The organism is Sedimentitalea xiamensis (assembly GCF_030164465.1).
In the GTDB taxonomy this organism is placed as follows: Bacteria; Pseudomonadota; Alphaproteobacteria; order Rhodobacterales; family Rhodobacteraceae; genus Sedimentitalea; species Sedimentitalea xiamensis.
In genome coordinates this window covers 363,170-382,507 of sequence record NZ_JASNJE010000001.1, presented here as the reverse complement: position 1 = coordinate 382,507, position 19,338 = coordinate 363,170, and the positions used below count along the sequence as shown (strand labels likewise).

General features: G+C 63.0%; 18 protein-coding genes. 11 read left to right on the top strand and 7 right to left on the bottom strand.

Annotation, left to right across the window (positions count from 1 at the left end):
• Positions 1–36 precede the first annotated feature (36 nt).
• Together QO034_RS01760 and QO034_RS01755 are read right to left on the bottom strand one after the other, a co-directional pair.
• Complete coding sequence (locus tag QO034_RS01760) at positions 37–621, bottom strand: TetR/AcrR family transcriptional regulator (RefSeq protein WP_284483776.1); 585 nt, start codon at positions 619–621, stop codon at positions 37–39.
• A gap of 2 nt (positions 622–623) precedes the next feature.
• Positions 624–1,775, bottom strand: a complete 1,152-nt coding sequence (locus tag QO034_RS01755; protein WP_284483775.1) for an acyl-CoA dehydrogenase family protein — start codon at positions 1,773–1,775, stop codon at positions 624–626.
• A gap of 146 nt (positions 1,776–1,921) precedes the next feature.
• On the opposite strand from QO034_RS01755, the gene QO034_RS01750 reads away from it, so the two are divergent.
• The 6 genes from QO034_RS01750 (at position 1,922) to QO034_RS01725 (ending at position 9,123) form a co-directional block, all read left to right on the top strand.
• Complete coding sequence (locus tag QO034_RS01750) at positions 1,922–2,776, top strand: BKACE family enzyme (RefSeq protein WP_284483774.1); 855 nt, start codon at positions 1,922–1,924, stop codon at positions 2,774–2,776.
• A gap of 12 nt (positions 2,777–2,788) precedes the next feature.
• Positions 2,789–4,396 (top strand): acyl-CoA carboxylase subunit beta, encoded by a 1,608-nt coding sequence (locus QO034_RS01745; RefSeq protein ID WP_284483773.1) that lies wholly within the window; start codon positions 2,789–2,791, stop codon positions 4,394–4,396.
• A gap of 12 nt (positions 4,397–4,408) precedes the next feature.
• On the top strand, positions 4,409–5,569 hold the full coding sequence (locus QO034_RS01740; protein ID WP_284483772.1) for an acyl-CoA dehydrogenase family protein: 1,161 nt from the start codon (positions 4,409–4,411) through the stop codon (positions 5,567–5,569).
• Between the two features lie 93 nt (positions 5,570–5,662).
• Positions 5,663–7,654: an acetyl/propionyl/methylcrotonyl-CoA carboxylase subunit alpha gene (locus QO034_RS01735; protein WP_321169979.1), complete on the top strand. Its 1,992-nt coding sequence runs from the start codon at positions 5,663–5,665 to the stop codon at positions 7,652–7,654.
• 1 nt (position 7,655) lies between these two features.
• Positions 7,656–8,483 carry an SDR family oxidoreductase gene (locus tag QO034_RS01730; RefSeq protein WP_284483770.1) on the top strand — a complete coding sequence of 276 codons (828 nt, stop codon included), beginning with the start codon at positions 7,656–7,658 and terminating at the stop codon, positions 8,481–8,483.
• Between the two features lie 10 nt (positions 8,484–8,493).
• Positions 8,494–9,123: a glutathione S-transferase family protein gene (locus QO034_RS01725; RefSeq protein ID WP_284483769.1), complete on the top strand. Its 630-nt coding sequence runs from the start codon at positions 8,494–8,496 to the stop codon at positions 9,121–9,123.
• A 105-nt stretch (positions 9,124–9,228) separates the two neighbouring features.
• Here QO034_RS01725 and QO034_RS01720 read toward each other — a convergent pair whose 3' ends face one another.
• Entirely contained in the window at positions 9,229–9,585 is a 357-nt protein-coding gene (locus QO034_RS01720) for a hypothetical protein (protein WP_284483768.1), read from the bottom strand.
• Positions 9,586–9,785: 200 nt separating this feature from the next.
• Positions 9,786–10,286, bottom strand: coding sequence for a MarR family winged helix-turn-helix transcriptional regulator (locus tag QO034_RS01715; RefSeq protein WP_284483767.1), 501 nt, complete (start codon positions 10,284–10,286; stop codon positions 9,786–9,788).
• Between the two features lie 144 nt (positions 10,287–10,430).
• Between QO034_RS01715 and QO034_RS01710 the strand changes: the two genes are divergently transcribed.
• The 3 genes from QO034_RS01710 to QO034_RS01700 are packed head-to-tail and all read left to right on the top strand — an operon-like array spanning position 10,431 to position 13,101.
• The gene (locus QO034_RS01710; RefSeq protein WP_284483766.1) at positions 10,431–11,594 is read left to right on the top strand and encodes an amidohydrolase; all 1,164 of its coding nucleotides are present in this window, start codon (positions 10,431–10,433) and stop codon (positions 11,592–11,594) included.
• A gap of 42 nt (positions 11,595–11,636) precedes the next feature.
• Positions 11,637–12,374: a DUF5058 family protein gene (locus tag QO034_RS01705; protein ID WP_284483765.1), complete on the top strand. Its 738-nt coding sequence runs from the start codon at positions 11,637–11,639 to the stop codon at positions 12,372–12,374.
• A gap of 28 nt (positions 12,375–12,402) precedes the next feature.
• Positions 12,403–13,101: a hypothetical protein gene (locus tag QO034_RS01700; protein ID WP_284483764.1), complete on the top strand. Its 699-nt coding sequence runs from the start codon at positions 12,403–12,405 to the stop codon at positions 13,099–13,101.
• Positions 13,102–13,523: 422 nt separating this feature from the next.
• Here QO034_RS01700 and QO034_RS01695 read toward each other — a convergent pair whose 3' ends face one another.
• The 3 genes from QO034_RS01695 to QO034_RS01685 are packed head-to-tail and all read right to left on the bottom strand — an operon-like array spanning position 13,524 to position 17,177.
• Positions 13,524–15,014 carry a heme biosynthesis protein HemY gene (locus QO034_RS01695; protein ID WP_284483763.1) on the bottom strand — a complete coding sequence of 497 codons (1,491 nt, stop codon included), beginning with the start codon at positions 15,012–15,014 and terminating at the stop codon, positions 13,524–13,526.
• Positions 15,015–15,024: 10 nt separating this feature from the next.
• Positions 15,025–16,410, bottom strand: a complete 1,386-nt coding sequence (locus tag QO034_RS01690) for a COG4223 family protein (RefSeq protein WP_284483762.1) — start codon at positions 16,408–16,410, stop codon at positions 15,025–15,027.
• A 53-nt stretch (positions 16,411–16,463) separates the two neighbouring features.
• Positions 16,464–17,177 (bottom strand): uroporphyrinogen-III synthase, encoded by a 714-nt coding sequence (locus QO034_RS01685; protein ID WP_284483761.1) that lies wholly within the window; start codon positions 17,175–17,177, stop codon positions 16,464–16,466.
• Between the two features lie 103 nt (positions 17,178–17,280).
• On the opposite strand from QO034_RS01685, the gene tsaD reads away from it, so the two are divergent.
• The gene (gene tsaD, locus QO034_RS01680; protein WP_284483760.1) at positions 17,281–18,378 is read left to right on the top strand and encodes a tRNA (adenosine(37)-N6)-threonylcarbamoyltransferase complex transferase subunit TsaD; all 1,098 of its coding nucleotides are present in this window, start codon (positions 17,281–17,283) and stop codon (positions 18,376–18,378) included.
• Entirely contained in the window at positions 18,375–19,337 is a 963-nt protein-coding gene (locus tag QO034_RS01675; protein ID WP_284483759.1) for an NAD(P)H-dependent glycerol-3-phosphate dehydrogenase, read from the top strand. The genes tsaD and QO034_RS01675 overlap by 4 nt, the downstream gene beginning before the upstream one ends.
• Position 19,338: the final 1 nt, after the last annotated feature.

The following is a 19,338-nucleotide window of genomic DNA, read 5'->3' as shown; positions in this document are numbered from 1 at the left end:
GTTCCATTGGACGTCACCCCGCTTTCCGGGAGAGCCTCAGACCAGGATCATCGACATTACCGCCTGTTCCAGTTCCTCAACGGTCATCGCTCCGTTGGTGTCGAACCAGTTGGCGCTCCAGACCAAGGCGCCGTGGATCAACTGACGCGACACCACAGGATCAACATTGGTCAGCCCTTCGCTCCGCGCTTTGGTCAGAACTTCCTGCCAGCGCCGGAAATAGGCGTTGCGGCGAGCAAGAAGCCGCGCCTGACCGTCGGGTGAAAGCGCGTTCCATTCATAGACCAGGACGGCCGTGGCATCCGCCTGCGGCCCATGTATGAATTCGAGTTGGTTGTGGATGAGCGCCCGCAATTCGTCATGCGTGGTCGGCGCGGAATCGAGCGCTGCGGCAAGCGTGGCGTCCATGTCCACGATGACTTCCTCCATCACCGCGAAAAGGATGTCATCCTTGCTTCTGAAATGGTGAAACAGGCTGCCCGACAGAATGCCGACCTCGTCGGCCAGCTCCCGCACCGTGCAGCGGTCGAAGCCGCGTCCGCGAAACAGTCTCGCCGCGGCGGTGAGGATCCGGCGCTTGGCCTTGCCGGGGCGCTTGCCGGTCTTCGCAGAACTATCCACGCTCACAGCCCCATCTGCTTGGCGATAATCTCGTTCATGATTTCGCGCGTGCCGCCACCGATCGACAGGATCCGCGCATCGCGATAGAGCCGTTCGACCAGGCTTTCGCGCATATATCCCATACCGCCGAAAATCTGCACCGCATCGTAGGTGATCTGATCGCAGACATCGGTGGCAAAGTTCTTGGCCATCGATATCTCCTTGAAGATCGTTTCGCCTGCTTCCATCCGCGCCCCGCAAGAATAGGTGAAGGCGCGGCTGGCCTCAAGACGCGTGGCCATGTCGGCGAGTTTGTGTCGGATCGCCTGATGTCCGGACAAGCGCGTTCCGAACGCCCTGCGGTCCCGCGCATATGTCTGTGCGGCATCCAGCGCCAGTTCAGCGGTGACATTGGCCATGACCGCCAGCGTCAACCGTTCGGACTGGAAGTTCGAGGTGATCATCGGAAAGCCGCGGCCTTCTTCGCCGATCAGGTTTTCGACCGGGACAAGGCAGTTCTCAAAGAACAGCTCGGCGGTGTCCGATGCCCACCAGCCCATCTTTTTCAACGGTTGACCGGTGGAAAACCCTTCCGTGTCGCGCGGCACGACGATCAGGCTGACGCCCTTGTGCCCTTCCTCGCCGGTCCTGACCGCGACGGTATAATAATCGGCACGGAATCCGCTCGTGACAAAGGTCTTTGAGCCGTTGACCTGATAGTAGTCCCGGTTGCCGATGGTCTTGCGCTCAGCCCGTGTCTTGAGGCCGGCCACGTCCGAACCGCCGCCCGGTTCGGTGATCGCGAGCGCATAGATCTTCTCGCCCGCCAGCACTTGCGGCAGGATCTTCCGCTTCAAGGCGTCGGAGCCGAACCTGACCAGCGGCGGCATGCCGATATCGAGCGATCCCAGGCTGGCCACAAGCCCGCCCGAGCCCGCGCGCATCAGCTCTTCGACCCAAACAACCTTCTGGAACACGTCGCCGCCGGTTCCGCCCAGTTCCTCGGGATAACCGATACCCAGCAGCCCGGCGTCACCGGCTTTCTTGTAGATCTCGCGCGGGAAGCCGCCGGCTTCCTCCCATTCGTCGATATGGGGCCTGATCTCCCGCTCGACGAAGGTGCGGGCGGTGTCGCGGATCATTTCGTGGGTGTCGTCAAAATAGCTCAGCGTCATTTGCGTCTCTCTTTCGGTATTACCCAACGTCATACATCAGAACATAAACCAAGCACTTGCTTGGTAATTTGATCTGTTGCTACCCTTCATGCAACCGATTCCGATCCGTGCGACGCGACGTCGCCAAACCGCAGGGGAAGCACGAGATGTCCGACAAGGTTGTGGTTACATGCGCGGTTACCGGCGTTCTGACGGACCCGCGCCAGCATCCGGTTCCGGTCACGCCCGAAGAGATGGCCGCTGCCTCGCGTGAGGCTTATGATGCCGGCGCCTCGGTCATCCACATGCATTTCCGCCAACAGGAACCCGGCAAGGGACATCTGATGTGCTGGGAACCGGTCATTGCGGCCGAAATCGCGGATGCGGTGCGCGATGCCTGTCCCGGCGTGATCCTCAATTTCACCACCGGCACGATTTCCCGCGACCAGCGGGGACCAATCGACTGTATCCGTGCGGCCAGGCCCGAGATTGCCGCCTGCAACGCCGGCAGCCTGAACTATCTCAAGGTCAAATCGGATGGCACATGGGCCTGGCCGCCGATGCTGTTCGAAAACCCGGTCGAGAAGATCGAGGAGCTTCTGGCGGTAATGGCCGAAACCGGCACACGGCCGGAATTCGAGTGCTTCGATACCGGCATCGTGCGTTCGGTCGAGATGTACAAGCAGGTCGGCATGATCGACCGGGCCGACGTGAACCTCGTGATGGGAGTCGCCTCTGGAATGGCCTGCGATGCCGACCTGCTGCCGATATTGAAGACGTACATGTCTCCCGACACGCGCTGGCAGGCCACTTTGATCGGGCGGCAGGAAATCTGGCCGGTTCACCGCAAGGTGGCCGAACTGGGCGGCAATCTGCGTACCGGGGTCGAGGACACGTTCTATCTGCCTGACGGTAGCCGGACCTCTGGAAATGGCCAGCTGATCGAGACGATTGTCAAGATCGCCGAAGATGCAGGGCGCACCGTTGCCTCGCCCGAAGAAGCGCGCGAACTGTTCCTGTAAGGAGGGCCGACCATGCCGGCAATCGAAAGCCGTATCGACGTGCGATCGCCCGAATTCGGGGCGAATGCCGAGGCCATGCAAGCGCATATTGACGCGTTCCGTGCCATCGAGACCAAGGTGATCGAGGCGGCCGAGGCCGCGCGGGCGCGATACGAGAAACGCGGCAACATCATGCCGCAGGACCGGCTGAACCTGCTCCTGGATCAGGGATCGCCCTTTCTCGAGCTGAGTTCGCTCGCGGGTTACATGATGTTCGACGACCGGGATGGCACCGGGGCAGGGGCCGGGTGCATCGCCGGTATCGGCACCGTGTCGGGCGTGCGCGTCCTGATCGTGGTGGACAATTTCGCGGTCAAGGGCGGCACGATTTCCCCCATCGGGCTGAAGAAGAAACTGCGCCTGCAGGACATCGCGCTGGAAAACAAGCTGCCCTTGGTGACGCTGGCGCAATCCGGCGGGGCAAATCTCGCCTATGCGGCAGAGTTGTTCGTGACCGGCGGGCGGGCCTTTGCCAATCAGGCGCGGATGTCGGCGGCGGGCGTTCCGCAGATCACCGTCGTGCATGGCTCGGCCACCGCGGGCGGGGCATATCAGCCCGGCCTTTCCGATTATATCGTGATGGTGAAACGCCAGGCGACGACCTATCTTGCCGGTCCGCCGCTCTTGAAGGCCGCCACCGGCGAGATCGCCACCGACGAGGAACTTGGCGGTGCCGAAATGCACACCCGGGTTTCGGGCGTGGGCGATTATCTGGCGCAGAACGATGCCGACGGTATCCGGATTGCCCGCGAGATCATGGCGCAACTGCCCTGGAATGACATTCGGCCCGCAGGACGGGACTTTGCCGAACCGCTTTTCTCGCCCGAGGAGTTGATCGGCGTCGTCCCGGCCGATCCCAAGATGCCCTATGACTGTCGCGAGATCATCGCGCGCATCGCCGACGGATCCGAGTTCCTCGACTTCAAGCCGGAATACGACACCCAGACCGTTTGCGGCCATATCCAGATCGAAGGCCACCCTGTTGGCGTGATCGGCAACAACGGCCCGATCACCGCCGCGGGCGCCGCCAAGGGCGGGCAGTTCATCCAGCTTTGCGAACAGGCCGGTATCCCGATCCTGTTCCTGCACAACATCACCGGCTTTCTGGTCGGCACCGATCCGGAACAGAACGGCATCATCAAGCACGGATCGAAGATGATCCAGGCGGTGGCGAACGCCAAGGTGCCGAAGATCTCGATCAACGTGGGCGGCTCCTATGGCGCGGGGAACTATGCCATGTGCGGCCGCGGCTTCGATCCGCGGTTCCTGTTCTCCTGGCCGCAGAGCCGCACCGCGGTGATGGGCGGCGCGCAGGCGGGCATGGTGCTGCGGATCGTCACCGGGGCCAAGATGGCCAAGGCCGGCACGATCGACGAGGACAAGCTCGCGACGCTGGAAAGGAAGACCCAGGAACAGATGGACAGCCAGACCACGGCGATCGCCTCGACCGCGCGAGTGGAAGATGACGGGCTCATCGACCCCCGCGACACCCGCCGGGTGCTGGCTTATGTGCTCGATATCTGCCGCGAGGCCGACAGGCGTGACCTGCGCAGCAACACTTTCGGCATTGCCCGGTTCTGAGGAAGATCACCCATGCAGGAAACACCGGAACACAAGGATTTGCGCGAAACCGTCCGCCGTTTCGTGGAGAACGAGATCAATCCCTATGCCGATCAATGGGACGAAGCCGGCGCCTTTCCCGCGCATGAACTGTTCAAGAAGCTTGGCGGTCTGGGACTCCTGGGCATTTCCAAGCCCGTGGCCTTCGGCGGGCTGGGGCTCGACTACAGCTATGAAGTGATCTTTGCCGAAGAAATCGGCGCTGCCCATGCCGCGGGTGTGCCGCTGGGAATCGGCGTGCAGTCGAACATGGCGACGCCAGCACTGGCCCGGTATGGCAGCGACGCGCTGCGCGAGGCGTTTCTGGTTCCCGCGATCGCCGGTGAAAAGGTCGCTTCCATTGCCGTTTCCGAACCGCATGCGGGGTCCGACGTGGCTGCCATCCGCACGACGGCGCGCGAAGACGGTGGCGACTATGTGATCAGCGGTCAAAAGATGTGGATTACCAACGCGACCCAGGCCGATTTCTTCTGCGTGCTGGCGAATACCGGCGGCGATGACCGGCATGGCAACAAGTCGCTCTTCATCGTGCCGTCGGAGCTGCCGGGCGTGTCGGCAGGGACGCGGCTGAAAAAGATCGGCATGCGGGCCAGCGACACCGCCCCGGTCTTCTTCGAAGACGTCCGGGTGCCGAAATCCTATCGCATCGGTGAAGAGGGGCGGGGTTTTACCTATCAGATGCAGCAGTTCCAGGAAGAACGCCTGTTCGGCGCTGCGATGGCGGTGAAGGCACTGGAACTCTGCGTCAGTTCGACCATTGACTATACCCGCGACCGCAAGGCCTTTGGTCAGTCGATCCTCGACAATCAGATCGTGCATTTCGCACTGGCCGAAATGCAAACCGAGATCGAGGCGCTGCGCGCGTTGTTGTACCGGGCCACAGCGGCCTTCGTGGCGGGGGAGGACGTGACGCTGCTGGCCTCGATGGCCAAGCTCAAGGCCGGGCGGCTGACCCGCACCATTCCCGATCAGTGTCTCCAGTTCTGGGGCGGCATGGGTTTTGTCGAGGAGACCCTCATCAACCGGCTTTACCGCGACATGCGGCTGGTTCCCATCGGGGGCGGCGCCGACGAGGTGATGCAGGGCATTATCTGCAAGCTGATGGGCATCGCGCCCGCAAGAGGATGTGCGTAGTCAAGAAGACCGGGAAGGCACGCGGGCCTTTGTTCGAAAGCGCGCTGCCGACCGGGCGCAGAAAATAGGGGTTTGGAAGCCAAGATGCCGGAGATGAGCAAGATCCTGATCGCCAACCGCGGCGAAATTGCCGTCCGGGTCATCCGGACGGCCCGCGACATGGGCTACCGCACCGTGGCGGTCTATTCCGAGGCCGACGCAGATGCGCTGCATGTGCATGAAGCGGACGAAGCCGTGCCGATCGGACCGGCACCGGTGGGCGAAAGCTACCTCGCCGCCGACAAGCTGATCGAAGCCTGCCGCCTGTCAGGCGCCGATGCGGTGCATCCGGGTTATGGCTTCCTGTCGGAGAACGCCGATTTCGCCCGCGCCTGCGCCGATGCCGGCGTCACCTTCATCGGCCCTCCCGCCGAGGCGATTGAGCTGATGGGATCGAAACGACTGTCCAAGCTCGCCATGATAAAGGCCGATGTGCCCTGCATTCCCGGCTATCAGGACAGCGACCAGTCGGACGAAAGGCTGGCCGCCGAGGGGGCGCGCATCGGCTATCCTCTGATGGCCAAGGCATCCGCCGGCGGCGGCGGGCGCGGAATGCGTCTGGTCCGGAAATCCGAAGACCTGATGGACAGCATCCGCACCGCGCGTTCCGAAGCGCAATCGGCCTTCGGTTCGGGTGAACTGATCCTCGAACGCGCAGTGCTGAACCCGCGCCATATCGAAATCCAGGTCTTTGCAGATGCGCATGGGAATGTCGTCCATCTCGGAGAACGCGACTGTTCCATCCAGCGTCGGCATCAAAAGGTGGTCGAAGAAGCGCCTTCGCCCTTCGTTTCCCCCGGGATGCGTGAAGCCATGGGGAAAGCGGCCGTAAACGCGGCGCGCGCCTGCAACTATCTCGGGGCGGGGACGGTCGAATTCCTCGCCGATGCGGATGGCAGTTTCTATTTCCTCGAAATGAATACGCGCCTTCAGGTCGAACACCCGGTCACCGAACTCATCACCGGGCAGGACCTTGTGGAATGGCAGCTTCGGGTGGCCGCGGGCGAACCGCTGCCCCTCCGGCAGGAAGACATAAGCCTGAACGGTTGGGCGATGGAAGTCCGGCTTTATGCCGAAGACCCCCGAAACGGCTTCATGCCGCAGACCGGTCCCGTGCTTGTCTGGGATCTGCCGAAAGGCCCCGGACTCCGCATCGACCATGGCCTGCGCAAAGGTCACGCCGTCAGCCCGAACTACGACCCGATGCTGTCCAAGATCATCGCCCATGGCACCACCCGCGAGGAAGCCCGGCGAAAGCTCGTTCGCGCGGTCGAGGATACCGTGTTGCTGGGAGTGAACAACAACAAGGCGTTCCTTGCGAAAACGCTTCGACACGAGGTCTTTGCACGGGGCGAGGCTACAACCGCCTTCCTGGCCGACCATTTCGAGGGCGACGCGACCGTTACCGCCGCCGCGCCCGACCTGCGGGTGCTGACCTTGGCGGCAACGCTGATACATGCGCGTTCAGGCCGGCAAAGCGCCCACGCCCCCGAGCTTCTCAGCTGGCGCAATACCGCCTCGACCCCATGGCACTACAGACTCGAGGCCGAGGGCAAAACCTATGACCTGTCACTGATCGTCGATCCGCACCGGACCCATATGCGATGCACCGCGCAAGCCGGCGACAACGAGACCATAATCGATCTGATCAGCATCGACGCCACCCATTGCGTTTACCTGGCGGATGGCGTGCGGCGGCGGCTTCGCTTTGCCGTCGATGGAAATACCGTTTATCTCGACGGCCCCTTCGGCAACATCGCATTCCGCAATCTCACCCACCAGCCGACCGCGGGCGCCGACGCGGGCGGCAGCGGCCGGGTTGTCGCCTCGATGGACGGGGCTATTCTGGCGGTCAGCGTGGCCATAGGCGACCGGGTGGCCAAGGGTCAGACCGTGGCCGTCCTCGAAGCGATGAAAATGGAGCACCAGCTTCAGGCCGACACCGCCGGCACTGTCACGGAAGTCTTTGTCAGCGCTGGCGCGCAGGTCAAGATCCGGCAGATGCTGATCACCATTTCACCCGATGATGCAGAGGAAGGCAGATAAGATGCGAAACCTGAAGGACAAGACGATCTTCATAACCGGCGCCAGCCGCGGCATCGGCCGCGAGATCGCGCTGAGGGCCGCCAAGGATGGCGCCAACGTGGTGATTGCCGCGAAATCCGACACCCCGCATCCAAAGCTGCCCGGAACGATCCATTCTGTCGCGGATGAGGTCGAGGCGTCCGGCGGGCGGGCGCTGGCCATCAAGCTCGACGTGCGGGACGAAGCCAATATCCAGGCCGCCTTTGCCCAGGCCGTCGATACCTTTGGAGGCATCGACGCATTGGTCAACAACGCCTCGGCCATCGCCCTGACACCGGCGCAAAAGACCGATACGAAACGCTATGACCTGATCCATTCGATCAACGTGCGCGGCACGCTTCTGTGCTCGAAAGCCGCGATCCCGCATCTGAAGGCATCCGAGAATGGTCACATCCTCACCCTGTCGCCGCCGATCAACCTGGCCAGACACTGGTTGGGGCTGCACATTCCCTATACGGTGACCAAATATTCGATGAGCCTTCTGGCCCTGGGTCTGGCCGAGGAACTGCGCGCCGACGGCATCGCGTCCAATGCGCTCTGGCCGCAGACCACGATTGCAACCGCAGCCGTCGAATTCGCCATCGACCCCGAATTGCTGCGCGCGTCGCGCACGCCTCGGATCATGGCCGATGCGGCCTACGAGATCCTGACCAGCAACGCCCGCGATGTCACCGGCAACACTTTCATCGACGAGCCGTTGTTGCGGGCGCGGGGTGTGAAGAACTTCGATCTCTACAAGAACGATCCCGGCTGCGACCGACTGCAGATCGATTTATTTGTTGATGAATAGGACGTCTCCGATGACGCTGAAACTCTGGCACTGCAAGGACGCGCGATCCTTCCGACCGCTCTGGGCACTTGAAGAGATGGGGCTCGACTACGCGCTCGAAATTCTGGCTTTCCCGCCGCGTGCTCTCCGCAAGGACTATTTCGACGTCAATCCGCTCGGCACCGTGCCTTTCCTGCGCGATGGCGAAACGGGCATGACGGAAAGCGCGGCGATCTGCCAGTACCTAGCCGATCGCTATGCGCCCGAATTCGGGGTGGACAAGGATCATCCCGAATACGGCGCCTATCTCAACTGGCTGCATCAGAGCGATGCAACCTTTACTTTCCCGCAGGCGCTGATGTTGCGCTATGGCGTGTTCGCCCCCGAGGACAAGAAGCTGCCTCGGGTGGTTGAAGATTACCGCGCCTGGTACCTGGGCCGGCTCAGGTGGCTGGACGCGCATCTGGAACGCCATGAATGGCTGGTCGCGGACCGCTTTACCGTCGCCGATATCGCGGTGGGTTACGCGGTTTATCTTGGCGGTTTCACCGGGGCCGCCGAGGATTACACCCCGCAGACCCGCGCCTATCTGGATCGGTTGCTGGCGCGGGACGGATTCAAGCGCGCCCTGATGCGGCAGAAGGATGCGCCAGGGTTCTAGAGTCAGCCTCGATCAAGTTGAAGCCTATCCGGGTGACGGAGGTATTTGGCGCATTCATCCGGTTTGATTGCTGCCAGCGCCGCTCCGATGGCTTTGCACAGGGTGTCAAGACATCCGGCGGCAGCGCTTGGACGATTCGCTTGATCTTCGCGAAGACCATTTCGATGGGGGTGAGGGGCGAAAGGGAAACCATCCGGGGGATGGTTTCAGCCCCGCACGGGCGGAGCCCCGGCTCATCCTGGTGTCGAACCCGCTTTCATCGATGAATACCAGCTTTGACGCATCAAGCTCCGTGACATCCGTCAGCCATGCGGAGCGGGTTTCGGCAACATCGTCGCGCGCCTGTTCCGCAGCGAGCAATGTCATTTTGCGACTCCCGCCGTGCCGGTCCAGCAGACGCGCCACGCCGCTGGTGGACATTTCGACGTTCAAGTCAGCCAGGCGTTCCACGATCTCGCGCAAAACAGATCCGGTTGCCCCGCGATCCAGTCCAAAATCGTTCGAGACTGCGCTTCCCGCGCATCCGAGGGTCTGTCGCCACCCATCGCCAAGGTTTCCACTCGCCCCTCACGCTACCGGATTGCCGCACATCGACGCTGCCTCCGTCCGGCAATGCAAGGGAATCACGAATTCGCGCCGATTCAACCTGGTCGGCCGAGACCCTAATTTCCGAAGGTGACCGAGTCGAAAGCCTTTTCCATCTTGCGTTCGAACTCATCGCTGTCGATCCACTCCGCCAGTTTTTCCATCGTAAGGACGAAGGCGGCGATTTCGTCTGGCCCGAGTTTCCGGAAAACAAGATCCAGCCCGATCTGTGTCAGATGGTCCGCGCGTGCCCTCGCGGCTTTTCCGGTCTCGGTGATATAGAGGCCAAACCGGCGGGCATCGGTCTTGAAGTTTCGCCGCTCGACAAGACCGCCTTTCACGAGATTCTGGATCAGCCGCGACGTGAGGCTTCGCTCCAGGGCGGTCCGGTCGGTGATCTCGGCGAACGTGATGCCGGGAGAGTCTCCGATCAGGCGCAGCACCCGGATTGTCCGGATATCGAAGCCCACGAGTTCCAGGAATCGTTCCTGGACCGAATCATTCATCACGCTGGCCAGCATGTTCAACTGATAGACCGGGTTTCCCCGGCTGAAATCCCTGGACCAGTTTCGGATCATTTTCCCGTCATTCCGAGCAATTTCAGACACATCCTTCGGATCGGCGTTTGCTTTCGCATCTAACGCTACATGATCTCTATGCACAATAGTTGTTTTATGATACTATTTTAAACTGAAACAGGACTGATGCATGAGGAGGACAGTATGAGCATCCTGACGGACATTGCGGCGCAACAGCACGAATTCATTGGCTGGCGCCATGCGCTGCACGAGAACCCGGGGATCGGATTCAAGGAGGATTTCGCCGCAGAGCTGGTAGAGCGAAAGCTGAAGGAATTCGGGTTTGACGAGGTTCATACCGGCATCGGCGGCACCGGGGTGGTGGGCGTGCTCCTGGGCAACCGCCCATCGAACCGGACCATCGGCCTGCGCGCGGACATGGATGCGCTGCCGATCACGGAGGAAACCGGCAAGCCCTATGCCTCGAAGGTGCCGGGCGTGATGCACGCCTGCGGCCACGATGGCCATACCGCGACCCTGCTGGCCACGGCCTGGCAACTCGCGCGCAGCCGCGATTTCTCCGGCAAGGTCGTTTTCATCTTCCAGCCCGCGGAAGAGGGTCTGGGCGGCGCGCTCGCGATGCTGAAAGACGGATTGCTGGAGCGGTTCCCCTGCGACCGGATCTATGCCTATCACAACGCGCCGAGCTATGAAAAAGGCCATATCTTCACCCGAACCGGCCGGATGATGGCAGGAAGCACGTTCTTCACCATCCGCATCCAGGGGCGCGGCGGTCACGCAGCCCTGCCGCAGACCACGATCGATGCCGCGCAGATCTCTTCGAACATCGTGGTGACAGCGCAAAGCATCGTGGCGCGGAATCTGGATCCGATCGAATCCGGGATCGTGTCCTTCACCGACGTCTATGCCGGGACCAACAGCCACAACGTGATTCCCGACAAGGCGTCGCTGAAGGGCTGCCTGCGCTTTTTCAGCAAGGATGTCGGCACCCTGATGTTGCGGAGACTGGAAGAGGTCGCAAAGGGCGTCGCGGCGACCTATGGCGGCACCGCGGAAATCGAGTTCGAGGATATCTTCGTGCCGCTGATCAACGACGAGGACGCGACAGCCGTCGCCTTGTCGGCCGCAGCCGAAACCGTCGGTGCCGATCGGGTCCATGACGATGTGGCCCCGCTCACCGGCAGCGAGGACTTCGCTTACATGATCGAAGACGTTCCCGGCAACTACGTCATGGTCGGCGCCGGCCCAGGCGCGATGCCGCACAACCCCGGCTACGATTTCAACGACGAGATCCTGCCCGTTGCGGCCAGCTACTTCTGCGAGCTGGTCCGGATCGAACTGCCCTGACCGACATCGGCGCAGGCCCATCTCCAGAAATCGAGGAATACCATGGACCAAGTTCTTCAGATCGCCAACGGCCCTGCATTGTGGCTTCTGGCAATCCTTATCGTCGGCGTTGTCGTCGTGCAGGCCATGCTCTATCTGCGCATGACACTCGCATTCTCCAACCGTTTCGAAATCCTGTCGCAAGAAGAGCGGCAGGTCGTCTACAAGACCGCCGCAATCAATTCGATCGGGCCGGCGGTGGCAATCTTCTTCGTCGCGGTTTCTCTGATCGCGATGGTCGGCGGCCCCGTCACCCTGATGCGGGTGGGCGTCATCGGCTCGGCGATCTTCGAGTTTGTCGCCGCCGATCAGGGGGCGAAGGCCGTCGGCGCGGAGCTTGGCACCGACAGCTACACCCTGAAGGCTTTCACCGCATCGGTTTGGGTCATGACGCTGGGCGGCATGGGCTGGCTGCTCACCACCTTTTTCATGACCAGAAGCCTGGATCGCGCTCAGGACAAGCTCAGTGTCAGCAATCCGGACCTGATCCGCGCCGCCGGCACCGCGACACCGATCGCGATCTTCCTCGTTCTGGCCGCCAATGCCGCCGTGGACAAGCAGTGGTTCAGCAGTCTCGCCATCGCTGCTGACGATCTGTCCGCCATCCTGGTCAGCGCCCTTTGCATGATCGTCCTGCATTACGCTGGCAAGCACCGGACATGGCTGCGTGAGTGGAGTGTCGGGCTGAGCCTCGTCGCGGGCATCGCCGCCGGATTCCTCGTCGGCCAGACGCTGGCCTGAACGAGACCCCAACAGGAGACCTTTCCAAATGACCGACCAGACTCTCGAGGGGTTCTACAGGACCCGTTTCATCCCCCGCGCCCACCGTATCGGCCGCACGACGCTGCTTGTCGCCATGCTCCTCTGCGTGTGTCCGGCTCTTTATCTCTCCTTCGGCCTTGGCGCCTTTCCAGGCGTTGGTCCGATCCTGACCGGATTTCTCGCGATCCTCGCATTCGTCGGCATCATGTGGGTCGTTGAACCAATCTCCTATTTCCCTGTCCTGGGCGTCTGCGGCACCTACATGAGCTTCCTGTCAGGCAATATCGGCAACATGCGTATGCCCGTAGTGATTTCCTGCCAGAATGCCATCGAGGCGGAGGCCGGCAGCCGGAAGGCAGAGGTTGCCGCGGTGATCGGCATCGCTATCTCGGTCCTCGTGAACCTGATCTTCCTGATCGCCCTGGTGCTGATCGGCGGCGCCCTGATCGAAGTCTTCCCCGCACCCGTCGCCGTGGCGATTAAGGAATATACCCTGCCGGGACTCTATGGCGCGGTGCTGGTGATGTTCGCGAGCAGTGCCTCGCGGCGCAACGCGCTGACCGGGGTTCTCGTCGGTCTCGCCGTATTCCTGTCGCCCATCCCGGAAATCTTCGGTTCGGCTGCCGCCGGCATCCTCGCGATCGTCACCGCCGTGGTTCTGAACATGGGACGGCGGCGTGCAACTGCCGAGACCCAGTCCGCCTGAAGCGCTGCCGACATTCTGGCCGGCCCCATCATGCCTCCGGCCAGATGATGGAAACCGCGGATATTATCGGCAAGACATCGAGAACTTTTCACAGGTCGGACGGGAGAAGATCAGTGATGCGATCCTTCCCCGTCCGACCCGAGTGCTGCGCGCAGCCCCTAAGCGGCCGACGGTTTCTCAAGCCATGCATAGAAGGCACCGAAATGGACCTACAGCACCCGGCACGAGGCCCGGCCACGGAACTCGCTGCGAAGTGCCCGATTGAAAGCATGCTTCATCGGGACTGGCGCGCGACGCAGGCAGCCGCCTTTCTCAGGATGTCGCGATTGAACGCGTCGCCGCTACTGCTTGTCTCCCTGTTGGCTTCCCTGCCTCGGACCTTGGGGCAAAGCGTCTCCGAATCCGGGAGCACCTCATAGGAGTCATCTGGGTTGCGGATCGGTTGGCGGTTCGTTTTCCTCCACCTCGGGTTCGGAGCCGTCTTCCGGCGCGGCTGTCGCGTCGATCACGTCTGAATCGACATCCTCCTCGGCAATCGGCTTTCCGACGATCAGGGGCAGCATGTGGACCCCCGTGGCACTGCCGATTTCCGGTGTCTGCGGCGTTTTCCAGGCCAGTGTATCGAAGCTGTCGCAATTCTCGCAAACCGGAACCCAGACCGAATGAATATGGTTGCAGGATTCACAGACCCATTGCGGCCCGCGCGGCGCGTTCAGCGCCTTTGCCAGCCAGCCTTGAACCACCGCGTCGGACGCGCCTTCGCCGCGTTCGATCGCGGCCATCAGGGTCAGCGCCCTTGCGTCCGGAGCCGACTGCGCGAGGTCGCCCAAGGCGCGGCGGGCTTCGGGGAAGTCTTCGGCGACGATGTTCAGTTCGGCAAGAACCAGACGGGTTTCCAGATGATCGGGTTTGATCTTGGTAAGCGCCGAAAACCGCTTGATCCTTTGTTCCGGGCTTTCGTTCGGTTCGATCTCGGCAAAAGCCGCGGCAAGATCCGGGTGGGGCTGCGCTTCCCACGCCTTTTTCAAGACCCGAACGGCGTTTCGGGGCTTGCCCTTGGCGATATAGGACCGCGCCGCCATGACCGCCGCAGGCACCAGGTCCGGAGACAGACGATTGGCTTCGATGGCCTGTTCGCGGCTTTCGATCGTCGCGCCTTCCGCCACCACATCCTGCGCTTCGGACAGGGCCAGAACCGCTTCGCGGCGGGTGTAGACGTCGCGCGGAAGCGCGCCTGACTTCAGTTTTGCGTTCAGCGTATTGCGCGCCCCGGCCCAATCGCGCGCCTGGGCCTGCAGCTTCAAGAGGACATCCTGGGTTTCTTCGTGCTTCGGCTTCAACTCGAACGCCTTTTCGGCCAGCTTGCGCGCGGTATCCGTATCGCCCTCGGCCAGTTTCTGCTTCATGATTCCGCGCACGCCGACAAAGCGCGTTGCTTCGCTCTGGATCAGCTGCTTGTAGGTTTCGGCCGCCTTTCGGGTGTCACCGGTCATTTCCGCCGCCTGCGCTGTCAGCAGGTTCGTCAGTTCAGGGTTCCGGAGGTATTTCTGCGCCTTGGTCGCTTTGGTCATGGCCAGCTTGCCTTCGCCCGAGGCCAGCGCCATCATTCCGTCGGACAGCGCCTGATATCCCTTCTGTTCCCGGTTGCGGTCGAAGTATCGCGAAAGCGCCGTTTCGTCCCCGTTGAGAAACTTCAGCGTCGCGACCAGCAACGACAGCAGCTTCAGACCCAGCCAGACCAGAAGCACGAAGACAAGGCCGGCAATGACCGACTGCAGCGGACCCAATGTATATTCGGTGCCCGCGACGGTAATCTGTACGCCGCCTTCGGATTCCATCAGATACCCGGCACCAAGGGCCAGCAACGCGATGATCGCGACGAAGACGAGGATCTTGATCAATGACCAGAGCATGGCAGGTCCTTCAGTTGGTGTTCAGGGATGCCGCCAGCGCATCCGCCGCGGCCAGAGCAGCGGTCCGTCGTTGCGCGAGGACAACCCAATCTGCCATCTCGTTTCGGGCAGCGTCGGGGAGCGAGGCGATTTCCGACAGCGCGTCGGGCAGGCGGCCGTCGTTCACGGCGGCTTCGGCACGGGACAGGATTGCGTCCGGATCGTCGCCATCGCGCGGTTCGACCGAACGGGCGCCAAGCTGGCGTTGAAGGAATGAACTGAAACCGCCATCGGCGGCATCGCCTTCGGATCGCGCCGCCGCCAGGGCCGCCCGCGCCGCGTCGGGAAAGGCCGACGCGAGCGCCGCGAGCGTCGCCACCCCGTCCTGCGCCGGATCCGCCAGGGCCGCGGGAATTTCCATCCCGGCCTCCGCCAGGGTCGCGACATCTCCGGCGTAGGACCCGCCGGACTCCAGCGTCGCCCGCAGCCTCGCCATGGTGGCGCGATTGGCGGTGACCTGCGCGGTGGCGGCGGCTTCCTGTTCAAGCGCCTGCGCATCCGCCTTGACGGCCCGCGCCTCGGCGATCAGCCCCTCGACCTCGGTCCGCTGTTGCGCCATGGCCGCCTGAAGGTTTGCCAATTCGCGTTCATAGGCCCGGATCGCGGCTTCGGATACCCCTTCGTCGATGGGCCGTTTTTCCAGATCCGTCAGCCGGTTATCCAGGGCCGTCAGATTGCCGCCAAGCGTTTCGACATCGCCGCGCAGAGCCGCGATCCCGTCGTCCAGCGGCCCAAGCCGGGCCGCGATTTCGGATATCTGCGTTTCCAGCGGTGCGAGTGTCGGGATCTCGATTGCCGAAACCTGGCTTTCCAGGGCGGCAATGGCGCCTGACTGATCCGTGACCTTGCCGTCCAGAGCGGAAATTTCACCGGACAGATCCGGGGTTTTCCATGCTTCGGGCAGGATCGGATCCAGAACGTCGGACCGGGCAGCCAGAAAACCAAGCGCGGCCGCGACAATTCCGCCGGCAAGCGCAGCGCCAAAACCGCCGCGCTTTTCAACTAACCGTTCGACGACGCGCTCAGGCTCAGGCTCAGGCTCAGGCTCAGGCTCAGGCTCAGGCTCAGGCTCAGGCTCAGGCTCAGGCTCAGGCTCAGGCTCAGGCTCAGGCTCAGGCTCAGGCTCAGGCTCAGGCTCAGGAACGGAATCGACCAGGGGTGTATCGGCGTCAATCTCCGCCGGTACGTCCCCTGAGTCAGGGCCGGCATCCTGCGGTTCCTCTGCGTCGGTCGGGTTCACGCGCGCCGAATCTTCCAGCTTGAACGGCTGGCTTTCACCCGCGGGAGCAATCGGATCGGAACTGCTGTCATCGGCGTCGACGCCATTGTCCTGTTCGAGTTTCTTTTTGTCAGCCAACTTGGGATACCCCTTTGATTCTCAACTCGATCGACGCCCGGATGAAGGCGATGTTACTGCGCGCCCCCGCCACTCTCAACCCGGCAGAGTCGGTTCACGAGGCTTTCGATGGCCAAAACCATGCTGTCCGCAGTCGGCTCTTCGGACACGACGACGGCGTGATCGGTCAGCTCCGACAGCGGTTCCGCCACTGCCGGACTGAGAGCGACCAGGTGGCTCGCGGCGCCGGCCGGACATTGATCCGCAAATTGCCGCGCCGTCCGGGGCGAAAAGATCGGCACGACCACGGACCGGTCGGATGCGAGAAGGGCTTGCTCCGCCGCGCCGAAAAACCGCAGGGGCTGATCGTAGATCGCCTGCCTGCGGGTCGGGCGTCCTCCGGCGGACAGCGTTTCCGCAATATCGCCGCGGGTATTCACCCCGGAAAGATGCAGCATCGGACCCGGCTCGTCGGATTTCAGCAGCGCTCGTGCGAGTTCCTGCGCCGTTTCGCCCATGCAAAGGGCGGTCCAGCCCTTTCGCCGTGCGCTTTCGGTCGTGGACAAGCCCACACAATAGGCGGGCAGGTCGCGACGTCGGGTTCCGCCAGAGGCGGCGGCGACGCCATGGGCCGAAGTGAAGATCACGGCGCGGGCGTCGCCAAATTCGATCTCGCCGCCGGTCGGCACGATTTCGATCAGCGGCGCATAGACCGGTTCCACGCGGCGTTTCAGATCGTCCGGCAATCGGGCGACGAACCGTTCGGACGCCTCGCGGGGTCGGGTCATCAGCAAGATCGGGGTCAGCAAGGTCCTGTCCATCGCACCGGGATTGTTTGCAAAAGCATAGGATGATACGCCCCGCCGGAACAGGGTGCAACAATCCGGACCGATGACGCAGACTCTCACAATCCTTGGACTGGAAAGCAGCTGCGACGATACGGCGGCGGCAATCGTGCGCCAGACAGGTTCGGAGCGATCGGAAATCCTGTCCTCCGTCGTTTTCGGGCAAACGGAACTGCATGATCGCTATGGCGGCATCGTTCCGGAACTGGCCGCCCGCGCCCACGCCGAGAAACTGGATATCTGCGTGCAGGATGCGTTGCGGGCGGCGGGGCTGTCGCTGGGCGATCTGGACGCGGTCGCCGTGACCGCCGGCCCCGGATTGATCGGCGGGGTCCTGTCCGGGGTCATGTGCGCCAAGGGCATCTGCGCCGCGACGCGATTGCCGTTGATCGGCATCAATCATCTCGCGGGCCACGCTCTCACCCCGAGGCTCACGGATTCCGTGGCGTATCCCTACCTGATGCTTCTGGTATCGGGCGGTCACTGCCAGTATCTGATCGCGCGCGGATTGGATGATTTCACCCGCCTCGGCGGCACCATCGATGACGCCCCCGGCGAAGCCTTCGACAAGACCGCGCGGCTGCTGGGCCTGCCGCAACCCGGCGGGCCTTCGGTCGAAGCGGAAGCGCGAAACGGCGACCCGGACCGGTTCAGCTTTCCAAGGCCGCTTGTGCACCGCCCCGACTGCAACCTGTCCTTCTCGGGTCTGAAAACCGCGCTGCTGCGGCTGCGCGATCAGATCGTGGCCGAAAAGGGCGGACTGCACCGGCAGGACCGCGCCGATATCTGCGCAGGGTTCCAGAGGGCCATCGCCGATGTTCTGATCGAAAAGACCCGCCGTGCCCTGGCGCTCTACCTGGCCGAAAATCCGGCGCACCCGGTTGTCGCCGTCGCCGGCGGCGTTGCGGCAAACGCGTCGATCAGGACGGCCCTGGAACAGCTTTGTGCCGAATCGGGCGCGCGGTTCCTGGCACCGCCCCTGGCCCTTTGCACGGACAACGCGGCGATGATCGCCTATGCCGGGATCGAACGGTTTCGCGCCGGAAAGTTCGACGCGATGGACATGACCGCCCGGCCGCGCTGGCCGCTGGACAGGTCCAGTCCGGCCCTTCTGGGCAGCGGCAGGAAAGGGGCCAAGGCATGAGCGTCGGTGTGATTGGTGCCGGCGCCTTCGGCACCGCGCTCGCGATTTCGCTGTCGCGAAACGGTCCCGTCGATCTCTGGTCACGCTCTGAAACTCATGCGAACGCGATGCGGGCAGACCGGGAGAACAGGTCGCGTCTGCCCGGCGTGGCCCTGCCGGACGCGCTGCGGGTCACATCGGACATCACACGGGTCGCGGGCAACCGAATCCTCCTGCTGGCGGTGCCGATGCAGCAACTGCGTTCGGTCCTTCAAGCCCACGCGCCGGACTTCCGGGATCGGTTTCTGGTCGCCTGCTGCAAGGGCATCGAACTGGACAGCGGCATCGGTCCGCTTGGCGTGATCTCGTCGCTCCTGCCCGCAGCCCGGGCGGCGCTGCTTACCGGGCCGAGTTTCGCACATGACATCGCGCGGGGCCTGCCCACGGCACTGACGCTGGCCTGCAAGGACGGCGATCTGGGCAAGGCGCTGCAGCACGAACTGACGACCGCGAACCTGCGGCTGTATCGCACCAGGGACGTGACCGGCGCGGAGTTCGGCGGCGCGCTGAAGAACGTGGTGGCCATCGCCTGCGGTTCCGTGATCGGGGCCGGGTTGGGTGAGAGCGCCCGCGCCGCCCTGATGACACGCGGTTACGCAGAGATGCGGCGGATGGCGATTGTCCTTGGCGCGGAGCCCGAAACCCTCGCGGGGCTGTCCGGCTTCGGCGACCTCGCGCTGACCTGCACGTCGGACCTGTCGCGCAACTACCGGCTGGGACTGACCCTTGGGCGCGGCGAAACATTCGATTCGTCCGTGACCGTCGAAGGCGTCGCGACCGCCCGCGCCGTGGCCACGAAAGCCGCAGCTATGGGGCTGGAAATGCCAATCACCCAGTCCGTCGTCGGTCTGCTGGCGAAGGAATTGACGATAACCGACGCGATGGCGGATCTTCTGTCGCGCCCCCTGAAGGAAGAATGAC